General features: G+C 65.3%; 11 protein-coding genes. 6 read left to right on the forward strand and 5 right to left on the reverse strand.

Features of this window, described 5'->3' with window-relative positions; genetic code table 11:
- Positions 1-17: 17 nt before the first annotated feature.
- Positions 18-2,249 carry a S9 family peptidase gene (locus DL891_RS14380; protein ID WP_111721148.1) on the reverse strand — a complete coding sequence of 744 codons (2,232 nt, stop codon included), beginning with the start codon at positions 2,247-2,249 and terminating at the stop codon, positions 18-20.
- A gap of 128 nt (positions 2,250-2,377) precedes the next feature.
- On the opposite strand from DL891_RS14380, the gene DL891_RS14385 reads away from it, so the two are divergent.
- From DL891_RS14385 to DL891_RS14395, 3 genes are all read left to right on the forward strand, one after another.
- Positions 2,378-3,556: a CdaR family transcriptional regulator gene (locus tag DL891_RS14385; RefSeq protein WP_111721149.1), complete on the forward strand. Its 1,179-nt coding sequence runs from the start codon at positions 2,378-2,380 to the stop codon at positions 3,554-3,556.
- Positions 3,557-3,699: 143 nt separating this feature from the next.
- The gene (locus tag DL891_RS14390; RefSeq protein WP_111721150.1) at positions 3,700-4,953 is read left to right on the forward strand and encodes an FAD-binding oxidoreductase; all 1,254 of its coding nucleotides are present in this window, start codon (positions 3,700-3,702) and stop codon (positions 4,951-4,953) included.
- A gap of 76 nt (positions 4,954-5,029) precedes the next feature.
- Positions 5,030-6,664 (forward strand): ABC transporter substrate-binding protein, encoded by a 1,635-nt coding sequence (locus DL891_RS14395; RefSeq protein WP_111721151.1) that lies wholly within the window; start codon positions 5,030-5,032, stop codon positions 6,662-6,664.
- Between the two features lie 83 nt (positions 6,665-6,747).
- Here the strand turns inward: DL891_RS14395 and DL891_RS14400 are convergent, their stop codons facing one another.
- From DL891_RS14400 to DL891_RS14410, 3 genes are read right to left on the reverse strand one after another with little or no spacing between them, the layout of a single operon-like run.
- On the reverse strand, positions 6,748-7,515 hold the full coding sequence (locus DL891_RS14400; RefSeq protein WP_111721152.1) for an ABC transporter ATP-binding protein: 768 nt from the start codon (positions 7,513-7,515) through the stop codon (positions 6,748-6,750).
- On the reverse strand, positions 7,512-8,312 hold the full coding sequence (locus tag DL891_RS14405; protein ID WP_111721153.1) for an ABC transporter permease: 801 nt from the start codon (positions 8,310-8,312) through the stop codon (positions 7,512-7,514). Before DL891_RS14405 ends, DL891_RS14400 begins: the two co-directional genes overlap by 4 nt.
- Positions 8,309-9,331, reverse strand: coding sequence for an ABC transporter substrate-binding protein (locus DL891_RS14410; protein ID WP_157962534.1), 1,023 nt, complete (start codon positions 9,329-9,331; stop codon positions 8,309-8,311). The genes DL891_RS14405 and DL891_RS14410 overlap by 4 nt, the downstream gene beginning before the upstream one ends.
- Positions 9,332-9,673: 342 nt before the next feature.
- Here DL891_RS14410 and speB point away from each other — a divergent pair, with 342 nt between their 5' ends.
- The 3 genes from speB (at position 9,674) to DL891_RS14425 (ending at position 13,106) form a co-directional block, all read left to right on the forward strand.
- Positions 9,674-10,669: an agmatinase gene (gene speB, locus DL891_RS14415; protein WP_111721155.1), complete on the forward strand. Its 996-nt coding sequence runs from the start codon at positions 9,674-9,676 to the stop codon at positions 10,667-10,669.
- Positions 10,650-12,107: a cytosine permease gene (locus tag DL891_RS14420; RefSeq protein ID WP_111721156.1), complete on the forward strand. Its 1,458-nt coding sequence runs from the start codon at positions 10,650-10,652 to the stop codon at positions 12,105-12,107. The genes speB and DL891_RS14420 overlap by 20 nt, the downstream gene beginning before the upstream one ends.
- Positions 12,108-12,206: 99 nt before the next feature.
- Positions 12,207-13,106: a nitrilase family protein gene (locus DL891_RS14425; protein WP_198668931.1), complete on the forward strand. Its 900-nt coding sequence runs from the start codon at positions 12,207-12,209 to the stop codon at positions 13,104-13,106.
- 189 nt (positions 13,107-13,295) lie between these two features.
- Here the strand turns inward: DL891_RS14425 and DL891_RS14430 are convergent, their stop codons facing one another.
- Entirely contained in the window at positions 13,296-14,252 is a 957-nt protein-coding gene (locus DL891_RS14430) for an MFS transporter (RefSeq protein WP_157962535.1), read from the reverse strand.
- Positions 14,253-14,259 lie beyond the last annotated feature (7 nt).

Here is a 14,259-nt window from a genome sequence, read left to right on the forward strand (position 1 = left end):
GTCTACACTCCAGTCATTCATCTGCCGCCGGGCGCACTGCATCTGTGCGCCTCGCCGCCGTGTTCATCACCGCGTGGTCGTTCACCGCGGTGTCCATGACCGGCGTGCTCCATTGCCGGACGCTCTGCCGGCAGGTGCCGCTCCAACCAGCCGAGAAGTCGACCCAGAAAGTCGGCCGTCTCGGGAAACCCGGTGATGCCGTGCCCCTGCCGCGGATACAACACCAGTTCGGTGGGCACACCGTTGCGCCTGAGCGCCTGGTGGAACGGCACCGCCTGCGCGGGCGGGGTGCACTTGTCCATCAGGCCAGCAGTCAGCATCGTCGGTGTGGTCACCCGCGACACGTAGCGCAGCGGGCTGCGGGTGACATAGGCGCTGGAATCCGATTCGACCTCGGCGTCAAGAAAGATGCGGTCGAAGTCAGGAATGTTCGACGAATGGTGCTGGGTGGTGAAATCGACCACCGGTGAGGTGCAGATCGCGGCGGCAAAGCGGTCGGTCTGCGTGACCAACCAGGCCGACATCTGGGCACCGTAGCTGTTGCCGGTGACGGCAAGCGCTGCCGGATCGACCAGGCCCTCGGCAATCAGGTGGTCGATGCCGCTGAGCAGGTCGTTCATGTCGGCACCGGCCATGTCGCCGTGAATCAGGCCGGTGAACTCCTGGCCGCGACCGTGGCTGCCGCGCGGGTTCACATACAACGACGCGATGCCGTTCTCGGCGAGCAGGCCGACATACGGATGCCGGTCGTGGTTGGCGATCCCCCACCGGTTGCGCCAGGCGGCCACCGGCCCGCCGTGAACGTTCAACAACAGAGAATGCGGGCCGGGCGAATCAGGACTGACGAACAGCCCCTCGACGGTGCGCCCGTCTGGGGCAGTCCATGAGATCTGTCGCATCACCCCACCGGTGCGCCGGATCTCGACGCTGCCCGGATGCGCGAAATCGACGATCGTCGTCACCGAGTCGCCCCTGAGCGAGACCAGCTGCGGGTAGCGGTCGTAGGATTCCAACACCCCGTAGAACGTGCCGGCCGCATCGATTGTGACCTGCGGGGAGCTGCCGTAGAACGTTTCCGGTGTGCTCCAGACGATTCGGCCCGTGTGGGAGTCGGGGTCGATCAGTCCGACCACTGTTTCGAGCCCGCGCAGCCCGGTGAAGCCGATCGCGCCGATTCCGGCCGAGGTGAGGCAGGTCACATCTGCGCCGAGCGTGGGCTTGTGGATGTCGCCGGCCGGGTCGACGATGACCACGTCGCCGGCGACCACACCGCGGTCGCTGCAAATCGCCTCGACGGCCAGGCAATGGCCGTCATGCACGAGCGGAAGCGCCAGTTGCACTCCCTCCACCGGCCGATAGAGCTCGGTGACTGTTCCGGTAGCCGCGTCGAGAACGACCAGGGCTGAGTGGTACCAGCCGGTCTCCCCAGCCGTCTCGGAGGCAACCGCCAGAATACGGTTGTCGTCGAGCCAGCATGCCTCCCACACGTTCACGTCGGTCGGCACCACGTTCGCCGTGCCAGCAGTGGGGTCGACGATCACCAGGCGGCGCGGCTGCTCCGGCACCCCGGTGAACACCAGCGGTTCGACCTGCCCGGCCTCGGGCAGCAGCTGCTCGCTGGCGTCGTAGTTGTCGGGCTGCGGAACGGCCACCACCGCCAGCAGACGGCCACCTCCGGGCGAGGTGGCCAGAAACTCGGCTGCTCCGCCGAGATCGACGCGGTCATCGACGCCGTCGCCGTCTGAGTGATCATGCGCCTGGTTGCCAACGTGCTCACTGGCCTGGTTACCGACATCACTGCCCGCCAGACCGGCAATCCGCCCGCCGTTGAGGCCGGGATCGAGGCCAGGCTTGGTGCCGGCATCTTCACCGAGTCCCGCCGGCACGCCCTCGGCTGGGTCCCACAATCGCACGCGCCGGCCACTGACGACAGCAATGCGGTCACCGAACCAACAAAAAGCAGTGGGCGACCCCGGCAGGATGCTCAACTCCCCGCTGGCGACGGTGACCACGACAACGACGCTCCGGGCCGCCACCTTCAGGCTCGAAAGAATCGTGCCGATACCAGCGACGAATCGGCCGCTCGGATCCACCTGCACCAGTTCGAGGGTGCTGACAGCACCGAATGCCGGCGACTGGGTTCGATGCAACCAGTCGAGTGCCCTCTCCTCGGCCGAGCCGCGGAACTGATTCCGGGCGCGCTCGTTCCCCGAATCGGAGGGGTGACGGGCCGCTGTCTCATCTGCCATCCTCTGACCCTATCCAGCGGCATCCGCCCACCGTCATGGCTGTTCGTTGAGGATTTACAGGCACGTCATATACATTTGTCGAAAGACACAGGGGCGGCACCGTGTCGCAATCGACGGTGAGATCGGTCATGTCTTCGTTTCAAAGTGAACTCGAGCGGTTCAGCAGACGTGTTCAACGCGCTCTCGCCGTCGACGACACCGACTTCGTTCTGATCGCCCACACCGCCGGCGACGGCCGGGAGGACGGCACCCGGGTGGAATCGATCCTCTACCGGCGTACCGCCGAGGCCGCCATCGCACACGGCATCTCGTACGGCATCGACACCGCGACCGAGCCGGTGCGACTGCCCGCAAACGAGAGCATCGGCTACGACGCGCGCGTCTGCGTGCCACTGGTCGTGGGGGCGGTGCGTCTGGGATACCTCTGGGTGATCGACAATGACGACTCCCTGCAGCAGTGGCAGTACGACGCGCTCTCCAGTGGTGCGCGCGCACTGTCTGCCTCCCTGTACGCCACCACGCATGGCGACGGCACCCAGATCACCGATGACCGCTGGGTCGTGACGCGGCTGCTCTCCGACGACCCGACCGACCGAGAGGCTGCCCGGCTCGTGGTCGAGGAGGGCTGGGCCTCCGCGCCTGTGCTCGGTGTCGTATTCACCGCCGCCGCCGGGGCCGACCATGACCAGCTGACCTCGGCCCTCACCCGAACGTTCGACGGGTTGAAGACTCTGGCCGCCGACGTGACCGAGACCGAGACCGTGCTTCTTGTCGCCAATACCGGCATGTCGGGCACATTCGCCCACGATGTGCTGTCGCGCGCATCCGCCGCTTTGCACAAGCTGAATCCGGCCACCGGCGCCCCGGTGTGGTGCGCCGGCGTCGGCCCGCGGGTGGAGGAATTGGACGACATTCGCACGAGCGTCGACCGGGCGAGGCTCTGCCTGCACCTGGCCGACCGCATGCCCGGGTTCGGAACCGTGGTCGCCTGGTCTGACCTCGGCGCCTACCACGTCTTGTTGCAACTGCCGCTGGACAACGGCCCGAGCGACTTGGTCGACCCGCGGGTGCGACGACTGATCGACGCAGACTCGACCGGCCAACTCGTGGCGACTCTGGAGTCGTATCTGCGAAGCGGAGGCTCACCGAAGGCGGTCAGCGACGAACTGCACATCCACCGCGCCAGCCTCTATTACCGGCTCAGCCGCATCACCGAGATCTGCGGCCTCTCCCCTGCCGACGGCGACGACCGCTTCCAGCTCGACCTCGGGCTGAGGATGGCCCGCCTGACCGGGCTGCTCACCTGATCGGGCCCGCTCACCCGAGCGGATGAGGCACCGATCAGGTCAGACACCCATCGGGTGGGCTCCGACATATGTCGAAACGGGAGCGGTTGATTTCTTCCAATCGTCCGTATCCGCACCCCCATCACGCCTGACTAGAGTGAGTTATGCCCCTTGATTCCCACCAGCTTTCCGAGCCCATCTGCGTTGTCGGAGCCGGCATTCTGGGTGCATCCGCCGCGCTGCATCTGGTGCGCGCGGGCGCGACCGACGTCACCATTGTCGACGCGGTCGAACCGCTCGGAGGCACCACCGAGGCCGGAGCCGGGTTCGTCGCAGCCTTCGCCGCCGACTCGGGGCGCCGGTTCGACCGGGCCGCGATCGCCATGGCCCAATACAGCATCGAGTTCTACAAGGGCCTGCGGGATGCGGGCCACGAGATCGAGTTCGCCGCGAACGGCAACCTCGTGCTGGCCACCACCGAGAAGACCCTGGAGCGCATTCGCACGGGCATTCTCGACCACCCCGACAAACTGCCCGGCACCCGTGAATTGACGCCAGCCGAGATCGGCGAGATCAGCGGCGGCACCATCGACCCGGATGCCGTGCTCGGCGGCGTCTACCTGGCCGAGGGCATCCAGTTGACCACACGGCTCGCCCTTCTCGCGGTGCTCGCCGATTTGGAGACCGCCGGAGTGACATTCCGCTTCAACGAACGCGTGACCGGTTTCACCCGCACCGACGACGCGGTCACCGGCGTCGAGACCGACACCGGGCACATCCCCGCGGCGCGCGTCGTGCTCGCCTGCGGTGCCTGGTCGGCCGACCTGCTCGCCGACCTCGGCTGGCCGCTGCCGCTGGTGCCGGTGGTGGCGACCCGGTTCGTCACCGACGACTGCGGCCTGCCATCGACCATGCCCACCGTTCAATGCCTCGACTTCGAGTTGTGGCTGCGCGAGTTGCACGGCGCCTTCTCGTGGGGTCTCGGCCCCGCCTACCGCAGCGTCAGCGCGCTGGAGAAGGATGGCGTGACCATCGGCCGCGACCGCCCGGTCGTGGAGCAGCTGATCCAGGCCCAACGCGAGTGCCAGGCCTCGTTGGAGAAGGTGTTTCCGAAACTGCGCGGCACGACTCCTGCGGAGATCATCCAAGGCATCCCGGTGTACACGGTCGACGGTAACTTCTACGTCGGGCCGGTTCCCGACTGCGCGGGCATCTGGGTGCTGGCCGGCGACAACGAGTCGGGCGTCACCCACGGCCCGGCCATGGGGCGCCTGGTCAGCGAATTGATCGTTGGCGCCGAGCCGTTCGTCGACCCGCACCCCTTTCGCCTCGACCGCACCGCACCCGACCAGTTCTCCACCGAGGAGTCTGTGATCGCCGCATTCGAGGGCGACCGCATAGCGTCCATCCTGTCCTGAGCCCCGCGCGACAGGCCACCCTGTGCCTGAGCGCGCCACCGCACCACACCACGCCCCATCAAAGGAGTATGCCGGCATGACGAAAACGAACAAACTACTGACGGTTCTCGCTTCAGTCGCGACCGTCGGCCTCTTGGCCTCCTGCGCCAACGCCGGAACCACCTCGGGCTCGGATGCGCCAGCCGCCGGTGAGCCGATGATCATCGGCACCACCGACAAGGTGGTCTCGCTCGACCCGGCCGGCGCCTGGGACCTCGGTTCGGCCACCCTGCACAACCAGGTGTACCGCTGGCTGCTCACCTCCGAGCCCGGTGACACCCAGCCGGTGCCCGACCTGGCCGAAACGGCCGAGTTCACCTCCGACACCGAGTTCACCGTCACCATGAAAGACGGGCTCACGTTCGCGAACGGCAACCCGCTGACGGCGTCCGATGTGAAGTTCAGCTTCGACCGCATGGTCGCGATCGCCGACGCGAACGGCCCCTCCCAGTTGCTGTCCGACCTCAAGAAGGTCACCGTCGACGGCGACAGCACAGTGGTCTTCGAGCTGTCATCGCCGAACAATATTCTCTGGCCGCAGCTGCTCACCAGCCCGGCCGCGATCATCGTCGATGAAGACACATTCCCCGCCGACGCCCTGGCCGACGACAACGCCATCGTGAAAGCCAACGCGTTCGACGGTCAGTTCACGATCAGCACCTATGAGAAGAACAGCCTGCTCACCCTGCAGAAGAACGAGACCTACAACGGGATCCTTGACCAGGCTGCGACGCCGTCATTGGTGATGAAATACTACAGCGATGACAACAACCTGAAGCTCGACCTGCAGCAGGGCAACATCGACGTCGTCTACCGCACCCTCGGCCCGACCGCTGTCGCTGACCTGGAGAAGGATGACGCGCTTGCTGTGCACACCGGCCCCGGCGGCGAGATGCGCTACATCGTCTTCAACTTCGACATCGCGCCGTTCGGCAACAAGCTGCCTGACGCCGACCCGGCCAAGGCTCTCGCAGTGCGCCAGGCCGTCGCCGACCTGATCGACCGCGAGCCAATCGCCGACCAGGTGTTCAAGGGCACGTACGCACCCGCCTACACCCAGGTTCCGAGCGGCCTCGACGGATCGACGGATGCCCTGAAGCGCCTCTACGGCGATGGCAACGGTGGCCCCGACGTGGCCAAGGCCACGAAGCGGCTGGCGGATGCCGGTGTGAGCACCCCGGTGGCGTTGAACCTGCAGTACAACACCGACCACTACGGCTCCTCCTCCTCCGAAGAGTACGCCGCGATCAAGGAGCAGCTGGACTCGAGCGGCCTGTTCGCGATTGACCTGCAATCGACCGAGTGGACCCAGTACGTCACCGACTCGGAAACCGACTACCCCGCCTACCAGCTGGGCTGGTTCTCCGACTTTCCCGACACCGACAACTACATCAACGTCTGGTACGGAACCCCGGAATTCCCGTCGATCCTGGGCGCCCACACCGAGAACCCGGAACTGAACGCGCTGATCGAGAAGGAGCGGGTCACGGCAGACCCCGACGAGCGCACGAAGGTGATGGAGCAGGCTCAAGAAATCGCAGCCTCCTACCTGCCCACAATCCCACTGTTCCAGGGCTCAGACATCGTGATCGCAAAGAAGAGCATCCAGGGCATCGACTCGGCCCTCGACGCCTCACTGCGGTTCCGGTTCGCCGCACTCAGCCAGGGCTGACCCCGGGTCACAGCTCACCAGGAGCGGCCGCGCCGGTGCCTCGCACCGCCGCGGCCGTTCGGCTTCACACACGACTTTACGTTTCAGGCCAGGGCTTCGGCCCGCACTGACGCGGTCAATGACTCCTTGTATTCCATCAGGGCCGGCGAGGTGAGCACCTCGGGGCCGCGCGGGCGCGGAATCTCGATGCGCACATCGTCTTTGATTCGCCCCGGCCGCGCGCTCATCACGAGGATGCGGTCGGAGAGGTAGATCGCCTCCTCGATGTCGTGCGTGACGAACAGCACACACAGCCGGTGACTCTCCCACACCTCGGTCAACAACTCCTGCATCTCGATTCGGGTCTGCGCGTCCAGGGCGCCGAACGGCTCATCCATCAGCAGGATCTTCGGCCGGTAGGAGAGCACACGGGCGATGCCGACCCGCTGGCGCATACCTCCCGAGAGTTCGGCCGGCTTGGCATCGGCGAACTTCTCCAGGCCGACCAGGCGCAGCTGTTCGTGGGCGATCTCCCGGCGCTCCGCGCGGCTGAGCCCGAGCCCTTTCAACGCGAATTCCACGTTCTCGGCCGCCGTCAGCCACGGGAAGAGCGAATACGACTGGAACACCATGCCGCGGTCTCGGCCAGGGCCGTCCACCCGCACGCCGTCGACCAGAACCTCGCCGCTGCTGGCAGTCTCCAGCCCGGCAGCGATGTGCAGCAGGGTGCTCTTGCCACAACCGGAGGTGCCCAGCAGTGTCGTGAACTCGTCGGCGTGCAGTTGAAAAGAGACCGGTGCGAGCGCCTGCACCTCGCCCTTCTTGGTGGCGAACGTCTTGGAGACGTTAGCGAACTCCGCGACTGCGTTCATCGGGCTCCTCCTCTGGACCAGCCGAACCAGGCGCGGTCGATGGCCCGCATGGCCTGGTCGATGACGAGGCCGATCACACCGATCAGGATGATGATCATGAAGATGCGGTCGGTGTGAAAGTAGCGTTGCGCGACGATGATGCGATGCCCGAGACCGCTCTCGGCGGCGACGAGTTCGGCGATCACCAGCCAGGTCCAGCCCCAACCGAGGGTGATCCGAATGGTGTCCCAGATCGCTGGCGCCGAGTAGGGCAGCACGATGCGGCCCAGCAGCGGCAGCGTTTTCATTCCGAGGGTCTGCCCGACCTGCACATATTCGCGCGGGGTGCGCTTCACATTGTCCATCACCATCAGCGCCTGCTGAAAGAAGGTTCCGATGAACAGGATCGAGTACTTCTGGCCTTCGCCCACACCCAACCAGACGATGGTCAGCGGCACGAACGAGACGGCGGGCATGTACCGGATGAAGTCGACAATCGGCTCGACCGCGGCCTCGAACCGCCACACGGTTCCCATCAGGATGCCGACCGGCAGGGCGAACAGGGTCGCAATGCTGAACCCGATCGCGATTCGTTGCAGGCTTATGGCCAGGTCGCCCTGCAGGGTGCCATCACCCCAGAGCTCGGTGAACGCCCCGAGAACGGCAGCCGGTGACGGCAGAAAGTACGGGCTGACCAGCTGCAGGGCTGTGACAGTCCACCAGAGTGCGAACAGCGCTGCCAGCGCCGAACCGCCCCACACCCAGTAGTCGCGGGCGCTGACCTGGTGGAAGAGTCCGCGCCGTGAGTCGCGTCTCATCTTCTGGCGAGAGCAGCTTCACCAAACGACGGGTCGGCGATCCCGGCAAGGTCGACCTCCGCAAGTGCTGCATCGCCGCTGGTCTGCCAGAGGTTCTTCAGCACGTCGGCAACGGGGCCGTAGTCGTCGGCGAAGAACTCGTTCGACGCGGTCAGGGTCATCAGCTGAATCCCCTTGAAGGTCTCGGCGAATTCGGCCGGGTCGGCACCGATCGCGGTGGTGATAATGGTCTGGCCCTCGGTGGGATTCTGTTCGAAGAACTCCACCGCGTCGTTCCAGGCGAGCAACACGTTCTCCAGAGTCTCGGAGTTCTCCTTCGCCCAGTCGGGGTTCACCAGCAGGGCGTCGGTGATCAGGCCGAACGTCTCGGCAGCCGTGTGTACCACCTGCAGGTCGCTGCCCTCGCCGAGGGTGGCCGAGAGGTAGGGCTCGTAGGTGACCGCGGCATCCACCCCGCCGGAGAGCAGTGCGGCTCCCGCCGAGGAGGCGGGCGTGCCGACGACGGTGATGTCGTCGAGGGTCATGCCGGCCGTGGCCAGGTAGTCGCGGATGAGGATGTCGCTGGTGGCGCCCTCCTCGAAGGCGACGCGCTTTCCACGCAACGACTCAGCAGTGTCGAGCCCGGGGCCGGCCATCACGGCGTCGGCGGTCGTGGTGACGGCTTGGATGAGCACGTTGCTGACATCCTGACCGGCCGTCGAGTAGACGGCGGAGGTGTTGAGCGCCGCATCCGCCAGCGGAACTCGGCCCGATCCGAACGCAGAGATCATGTCGGAGTCGGTGTTGAAGGTGATCAGGTCGAGCTTCACACCGTGGTCGGTGTCGAAGCCCTTCTCCACCGCGATCTGCCAGGGTCCGTAGCCGATCCACGGTTGGGTGGCGATGCTCACATTCACCGGGGAACCATCGGTCGTGCCTGTGTCGGCCGGCGAACCGTCGGGCACGGCAGGGTTGCAGCCGGCAAGGAACAGGCTGGACGCAACGGCAAGGCCCGCCGCGATGAGAATACGGTTTTTCAACAACACTCCTAATAATTGGGTTTCTGCAGAACGCGCCGCCGATTGTGGCGAGCCCGGCCGCGGCGCGCGGACCGTGTCACTCTGCTGTGGCGCATTCGGGCTGAGAGACTCTTCAATTCCTGTCCTCGACCGGGCACGCCGAAGCATATTCCCAGTCCACGGTCGAAACTGTGCGGATACATCACGCAGGTATTGAACGTCAGTTCAGGTTATCAGTTCTTCAACGCTGAGACTCGCGCGCCGACACCCTCCTGAGGCCCGCGAACACGCCCTTGCCACACTGACCGCACGGGCGGAAACTCAAATTGTGCACGACTCTTCTCGGCACAGGCAGGGATTCTCATGACCAGTGAAAGCGTTCCCATCGGCCCGGTCGATGCGAGTGTGGTGCCCCGGTTCGCCGGGATCGCCACGTTTGCCCGGCTGCCGCGGTTGGACCAGGTGCCGCGCGCCGATATCGCGATCGTCGGGGTGCCGTTCGACAGCGGTGTCAGCTACCGGCCCGGGGCCCGCTTCGGCCCCTCCCATGTGCGCGAATCCTCGCGGTTGCTGCGCCCCTACAACCCGGTGCAGGACGTCTCCCCGTTCGCCTCGCAACAGGTGGCCGATGCCGGCGACATCGCCGTGAACCCGTTCAACATCCTCGAAGCCGTCGACCAGATCGAAGCCGGCGCCCGCCACCTGGCCACGGGGGGAACGAAACTGGTCACCATCGGCGGCGACCACACCATCGCCCTGCCGCTGCTGCGGGTCGCGCACGCCCAACACGGCCCGATCGCCGTGCTGCACTTCGACGCCCACCTCGACACCTGGGACACCTACTTCGGGGCACCGATCACGCACGGCACCCCGTTCCGCCGCGCCTCCGAAGAGGGCCTCATCGATCTGCAGCACAGCCTGCACGTCGGCATCCGCGGGCCGTTGTACGACCGTGAGGACCTGCGCGATGACAAACGGTTGGGCTTCGCGATCATCGCCAGTCACGAGATCCAACTCGAAGGCCTGCAGTCGGCGATCGATCGGATGCTCGCCCGCCTCGGCGACCGCGCCGTGTATCTGTCGGTCGACATCGATGTGCTCGACCCGGCGCACGCGCCCGGCACCGGTACCCCGGAGGCCGGCGGGATGACCAGCAGGGAACTGCTGGCCATGCTGCGCGAACTGCAGCACGTGAACCTGGTCGGCGCCGACATCGTCGAGGTCGCCCCCGCCTACGACCACGCCCAGATCACCGGCATCGCCGCCGCCCACGTGGCCTACGAGATCATCTCATCGCTCGCACCCCGCGAACGATCCGTCCCCGCCGAAAAGGATGACGATGAACGCGGCACCGAATAACCCACCGACCTCCCCGCCGCGCACACGCGAAGGGGTCATCGAGAGACATTCCATCGACTACATCCCACTCGCCGAACGTGGGGGCAAGGTCTGGCACCAGGGACCGTTCTGGTTCACCGGCAACTTCGTGCTGCCCACCATGGTGACCGGCTTCATCGGCCCGGTGATGGGGCTCAGCGTGGGCTGGACCATTCTCGCGGTCACCCTGGGTGCGTGCTTCGGCACATTCTTCATGGCGTTCCACGCGAACCAGGGGCCACGCATGGGGTTGCCGCAGATGATTCAGTCCCGCGCCCAGTTCGGTGCCCAGGGAATCATCTTCCCGTTCGCGGCAACCGTGTTCGTCTACATCGGGTTCATGGTCTTCGACACGATCCTGGCCACGCAGGGGTTGCAGTTGGTTCTTCCCGGCAACAACTTCTTCTGGTACACCGTGCTGATCGCGATCTCCATCGTGATCGCCGTGGTCGGCCACGACCTGCTGCATTTCGTGCAGCGCTGGCTCACGTACCTGTTGATCGTCGTGTTCGTGATCATCACCATCCTCGCGATCACGACCCTCGGCGGAGACCCCGCCGCCCCCGCAGCCACTGCCGGGTGGGATCCAACAGCGTTCCTGGTGCAGTTCTCCCTAGCGGCCGGGTACAACATCAGCTACGCCGTGTACGTCTCGGATTACACGCGCTACCTCCCCGAGAACGTGTCGGCCCCGAAACTGATCAGCTGGGTCTACGCCGGGGCCGCCGGATCGGCCGTCTGGCTGATGTCACTCGGCGGGATCCTTGCCAGCCAGATTCCCAACGCCGACGCGATCGGGGCGATCAAGCGCGTCGGCGACAACCTGTTTCCCGGGTTCGGCACGTTCGCCGTGCTGGTCTCCTGCGTCGCCCTGGTCTCGATCATGGGGGTGAACGCCTACGGCGCAATGCTCACCGGTTCCAGCGCGGTCGACGGCTTCCGACAGGTGCGTCCCACCGTGCGCCTGCGGGTGGTCGGCCTGGTTCTGGTCGGCATCGTCACGCTCATCGTCGCGCTCGCGATCCCGGAGAACTACCTCGGCAGCTTCAACGACTTCGTCATTCTGATGCTGTATTTCTTGGTGCCGTGGACCGCCGTCAACCTGGTCGACTTCTACCTGGTGCGGCACGGAAAGTACGCCATCACCGAGATCTTCAACCCGAAAGGCATTTACGGCCGGTGGGCGTGGCGTGGCGTCACCGCGTACCTGATCGGCTTCGTCGCGATGATCCCGTTCTTCTCGACCACCTTCTACGAGGGCCCGGTGGCCCAAGCGCTGGGCGGTGCAGACATGTCGTTCATCGTGGGTCTGGCGGTCTCCGCCGTGTTGTACTACATTTTCTCCCGCAACCTTGACCTGACGGCCGAGGCCGAGGCCCGCCGCCTCAGCCGGTTGCAGTTGGAAGGCTCGGCCCACTGACCAGGGTCGACCACGCCAACAGTCGAACTGCACGTACGATCAAAGGGTGGCCCCGCCCGCGAGGGTGCGGCACGCCGCCTTCAACGACAGGAGACACTCTTGGAGTCCCCCGCAACATCCACAACAGACACGACAGACACAGCGATCACAGCGAACGCCAAGACCACCGTCGCCTGCTGCCAGCTCGCCCTGGCCGTTGGCGACATTGCCGGTAACCGCGCCAAGGCGCGCGCCGCGATCATCGAGGCGGCGGATGTCGGCGCCAAAGTCATCGTGCTGCCGGAGTTGTGCAACACCGGCTACATGTTCACCGACCTCGACGAGCTGCGGCCCGCAGCCGAGACCGTCGACGGGCCGACCGTCACCGAGTGGGCAGAATTGGCCCGTGAGCGCGACCTGATAATTGTGGGCGGGTTCGTCGAAGCCGGTGACGACGGCAACGTCTACAACGCCGCCGTCGCGGTCGATGCGAGCGGGGTTCTCGCGAAGTACCGCAAGGCACACCTGTGGAACTTCGAGAAGAACAAGTTCACTCCAGGTTCGGAGACTCCCCCGGTGGTAGACACTGCCGTCGGGCGGATCGGCATCGCCATCTGTTACGACCTGGAGTTTCCGGAGTGGATGCGCCTGCTCGCGCTGGCCGGCACCCAGTTGCTGTGTTCGCCGGTGAACTGGCCGGAGTACCCTCGGCCTGACGGCGAGCGGCCGAGTGAGATCGTGAAGGTACAGGCGAACGCCACCTCCAACCGAATGTTCATCGCTGCAGCCGATCGGGTCGGCACTGAGCGCGGGCAGGACTGGGTGGGCGGTTCGGTCATCGTCGATGCCGACGGGTTTCCGGTCACCCAGATCCGTCTCGGGGCGGAGATGATCGCCTACGCCTCTCTCGACCTGACGGATGCGCTGGAGAAGCAGATCAGCGAGAACAACAATGTTCAGACCGACCGCCGCCCCGAACTCTACGGCGGCGTGGCCGAGGCTCCCCCCGTCTCGGCCTGAGCGTTCGTAATCAGCACGATAGCCCCTGTCGCCCACGGGCACCCCAGCCGGCAAGGGCCCGGCCAAGACGTTTCTGAAACGTCTTCTGCATGCTATTTCGGACTTTCGCGTTCACCGCTTACCTGTTGGCCGTGTTCTCCGTTCTGGGTGACCTCTTCCGCGACCGGAAGCCAATGACCGGCGCTCTGGTCAGGGCGCCGGTACGCCTTTATCTTCTTCCTCTTCTTCTTCCTCTTCTTCTTTTTCGTTCTCGTCGTTACGCACATCGGTCAGCACCGTGTCGGGGATGTTGCGGGAGAGCATCAGGGAGAGGCCACTGATCAGGGCGAGCGCGAAGAAGGAGATGCGCAGCGAGCTCACCTGTGCATCCTGGTAAAGGCCCATCAGTTCGCTGCTGTCCGAGGAGCTGAGGCCCGCTTTTTCGGCGATCTGTGGCACGGACGAGGCCGGCACGATGGCAACACCGGAGTCCGTTGACTGCACCACCGTCGTCTTCGCCGATTGGGGCAGTGAGCTGGGGTTCACCCCGGCCAGGAAGATCGACCCGAGCGAGGCGATCAGAATCGAACCGATCAGGGCGGTGCCCAACGAAGATCCGAGATTCTGGAACACTCCCTGCAGCCCGCCGGCCTCACTCGACTGCTTCTCAGGAACGCTCGACATGTTCACGTTGCCGAGTTGTGAGGCGAGAAGACCGAGCGCAGCGCCGGCGAAGAACATTCCGACCCCGAAGGCGACGCTCTTCAGGTTTGCAGACACCGACGCGACCAACACGAGACTGCTGGCAATCAGAACCAATTGGCCGATGCGCACAATGAACTTCGGCGACCAACTCCGGTTGAGCCAGGTGCCTACCATCGAAAAGAGGATGAGCGCAATCGAGAGTGGAAAGATGCGGATGCCGGTATCAAGCGCATTGAGACCCAGAGTCATCTGCAGGTAGATCGGAACCATGAAGAACAACCCGGCGGTGAAAGCGTATTGTGCCGCCACGACGCTCAGGCCGCTGCGAAGCCGGCGGATGGAGAGCATCGAAACGTGAAGCAGTGGCACCCGACCGTGGCGTTCGAGGGTGCTCTGCCGACGAAAGAACCACCAGAGCAGCAGCCCGGCCACGATGAAATAGGGCACCAAGGAGAGGCCCAACGGGGTG

This window comes from Homoserinimonas sp. OAct 916 (assembly GCF_003260275.1).
In the GTDB taxonomy this organism is placed as follows: Bacteria; Actinomycetota; Actinomycetes; order Actinomycetales; family Microbacteriaceae; genus OACT-916.

Bases quoted from the DNA above. Each gene is read 5' to 3' on its own strand.
- DL891_RS14380 (WP_111721148.1), bottom strand. From the start codon at position 2,249: ATGGCAGATGAGACAGCGGCCCGTCACCCCTCCGATTCGGGGAACGAG.
- DL891_RS14385 (WP_111721149.1), top strand. From the start codon at position 2,378: ATGTCTTCGTTTCAAAGTGAACTCGAGCGGTTCAGCAGACGTGTTCAA.
- DL891_RS14390 (WP_111721150.1), top strand. From the start codon at position 3,700: ATGCCCCTTGATTCCCACCAGCTTTCCGAGCCCATCTGCGTTGTCGGA.
- DL891_RS14395 (WP_111721151.1), top strand. From the start codon at position 5,030: ATGACGAAAACGAACAAACTACTGACGGTTCTCGCTTCAGTCGCGACC.
- DL891_RS14400 (WP_111721152.1), bottom strand. From the start codon at position 7,515: ATGAACGCAGTCGCGGAGTTCGCTAACGTCTCCAAGACGTTCGCCACC.
- DL891_RS14405 (WP_111721153.1), bottom strand. From the start codon at position 8,312: ATGAGACGCGACTCACGGCGCGGACTCTTCCACCAGGTCAGCGCCCGC.
- speB (WP_111721155.1), top strand. From the start codon at position 9,674: ATGACCAGTGAAAGCGTTCCCATCGGCCCGGTCGATGCGAGTGTGGTG.
- DL891_RS14420 (WP_111721156.1), top strand. From the start codon at position 10,650: ATGAACGCGGCACCGAATAACCCACCGACCTCCCCGCCGCGCACACGC.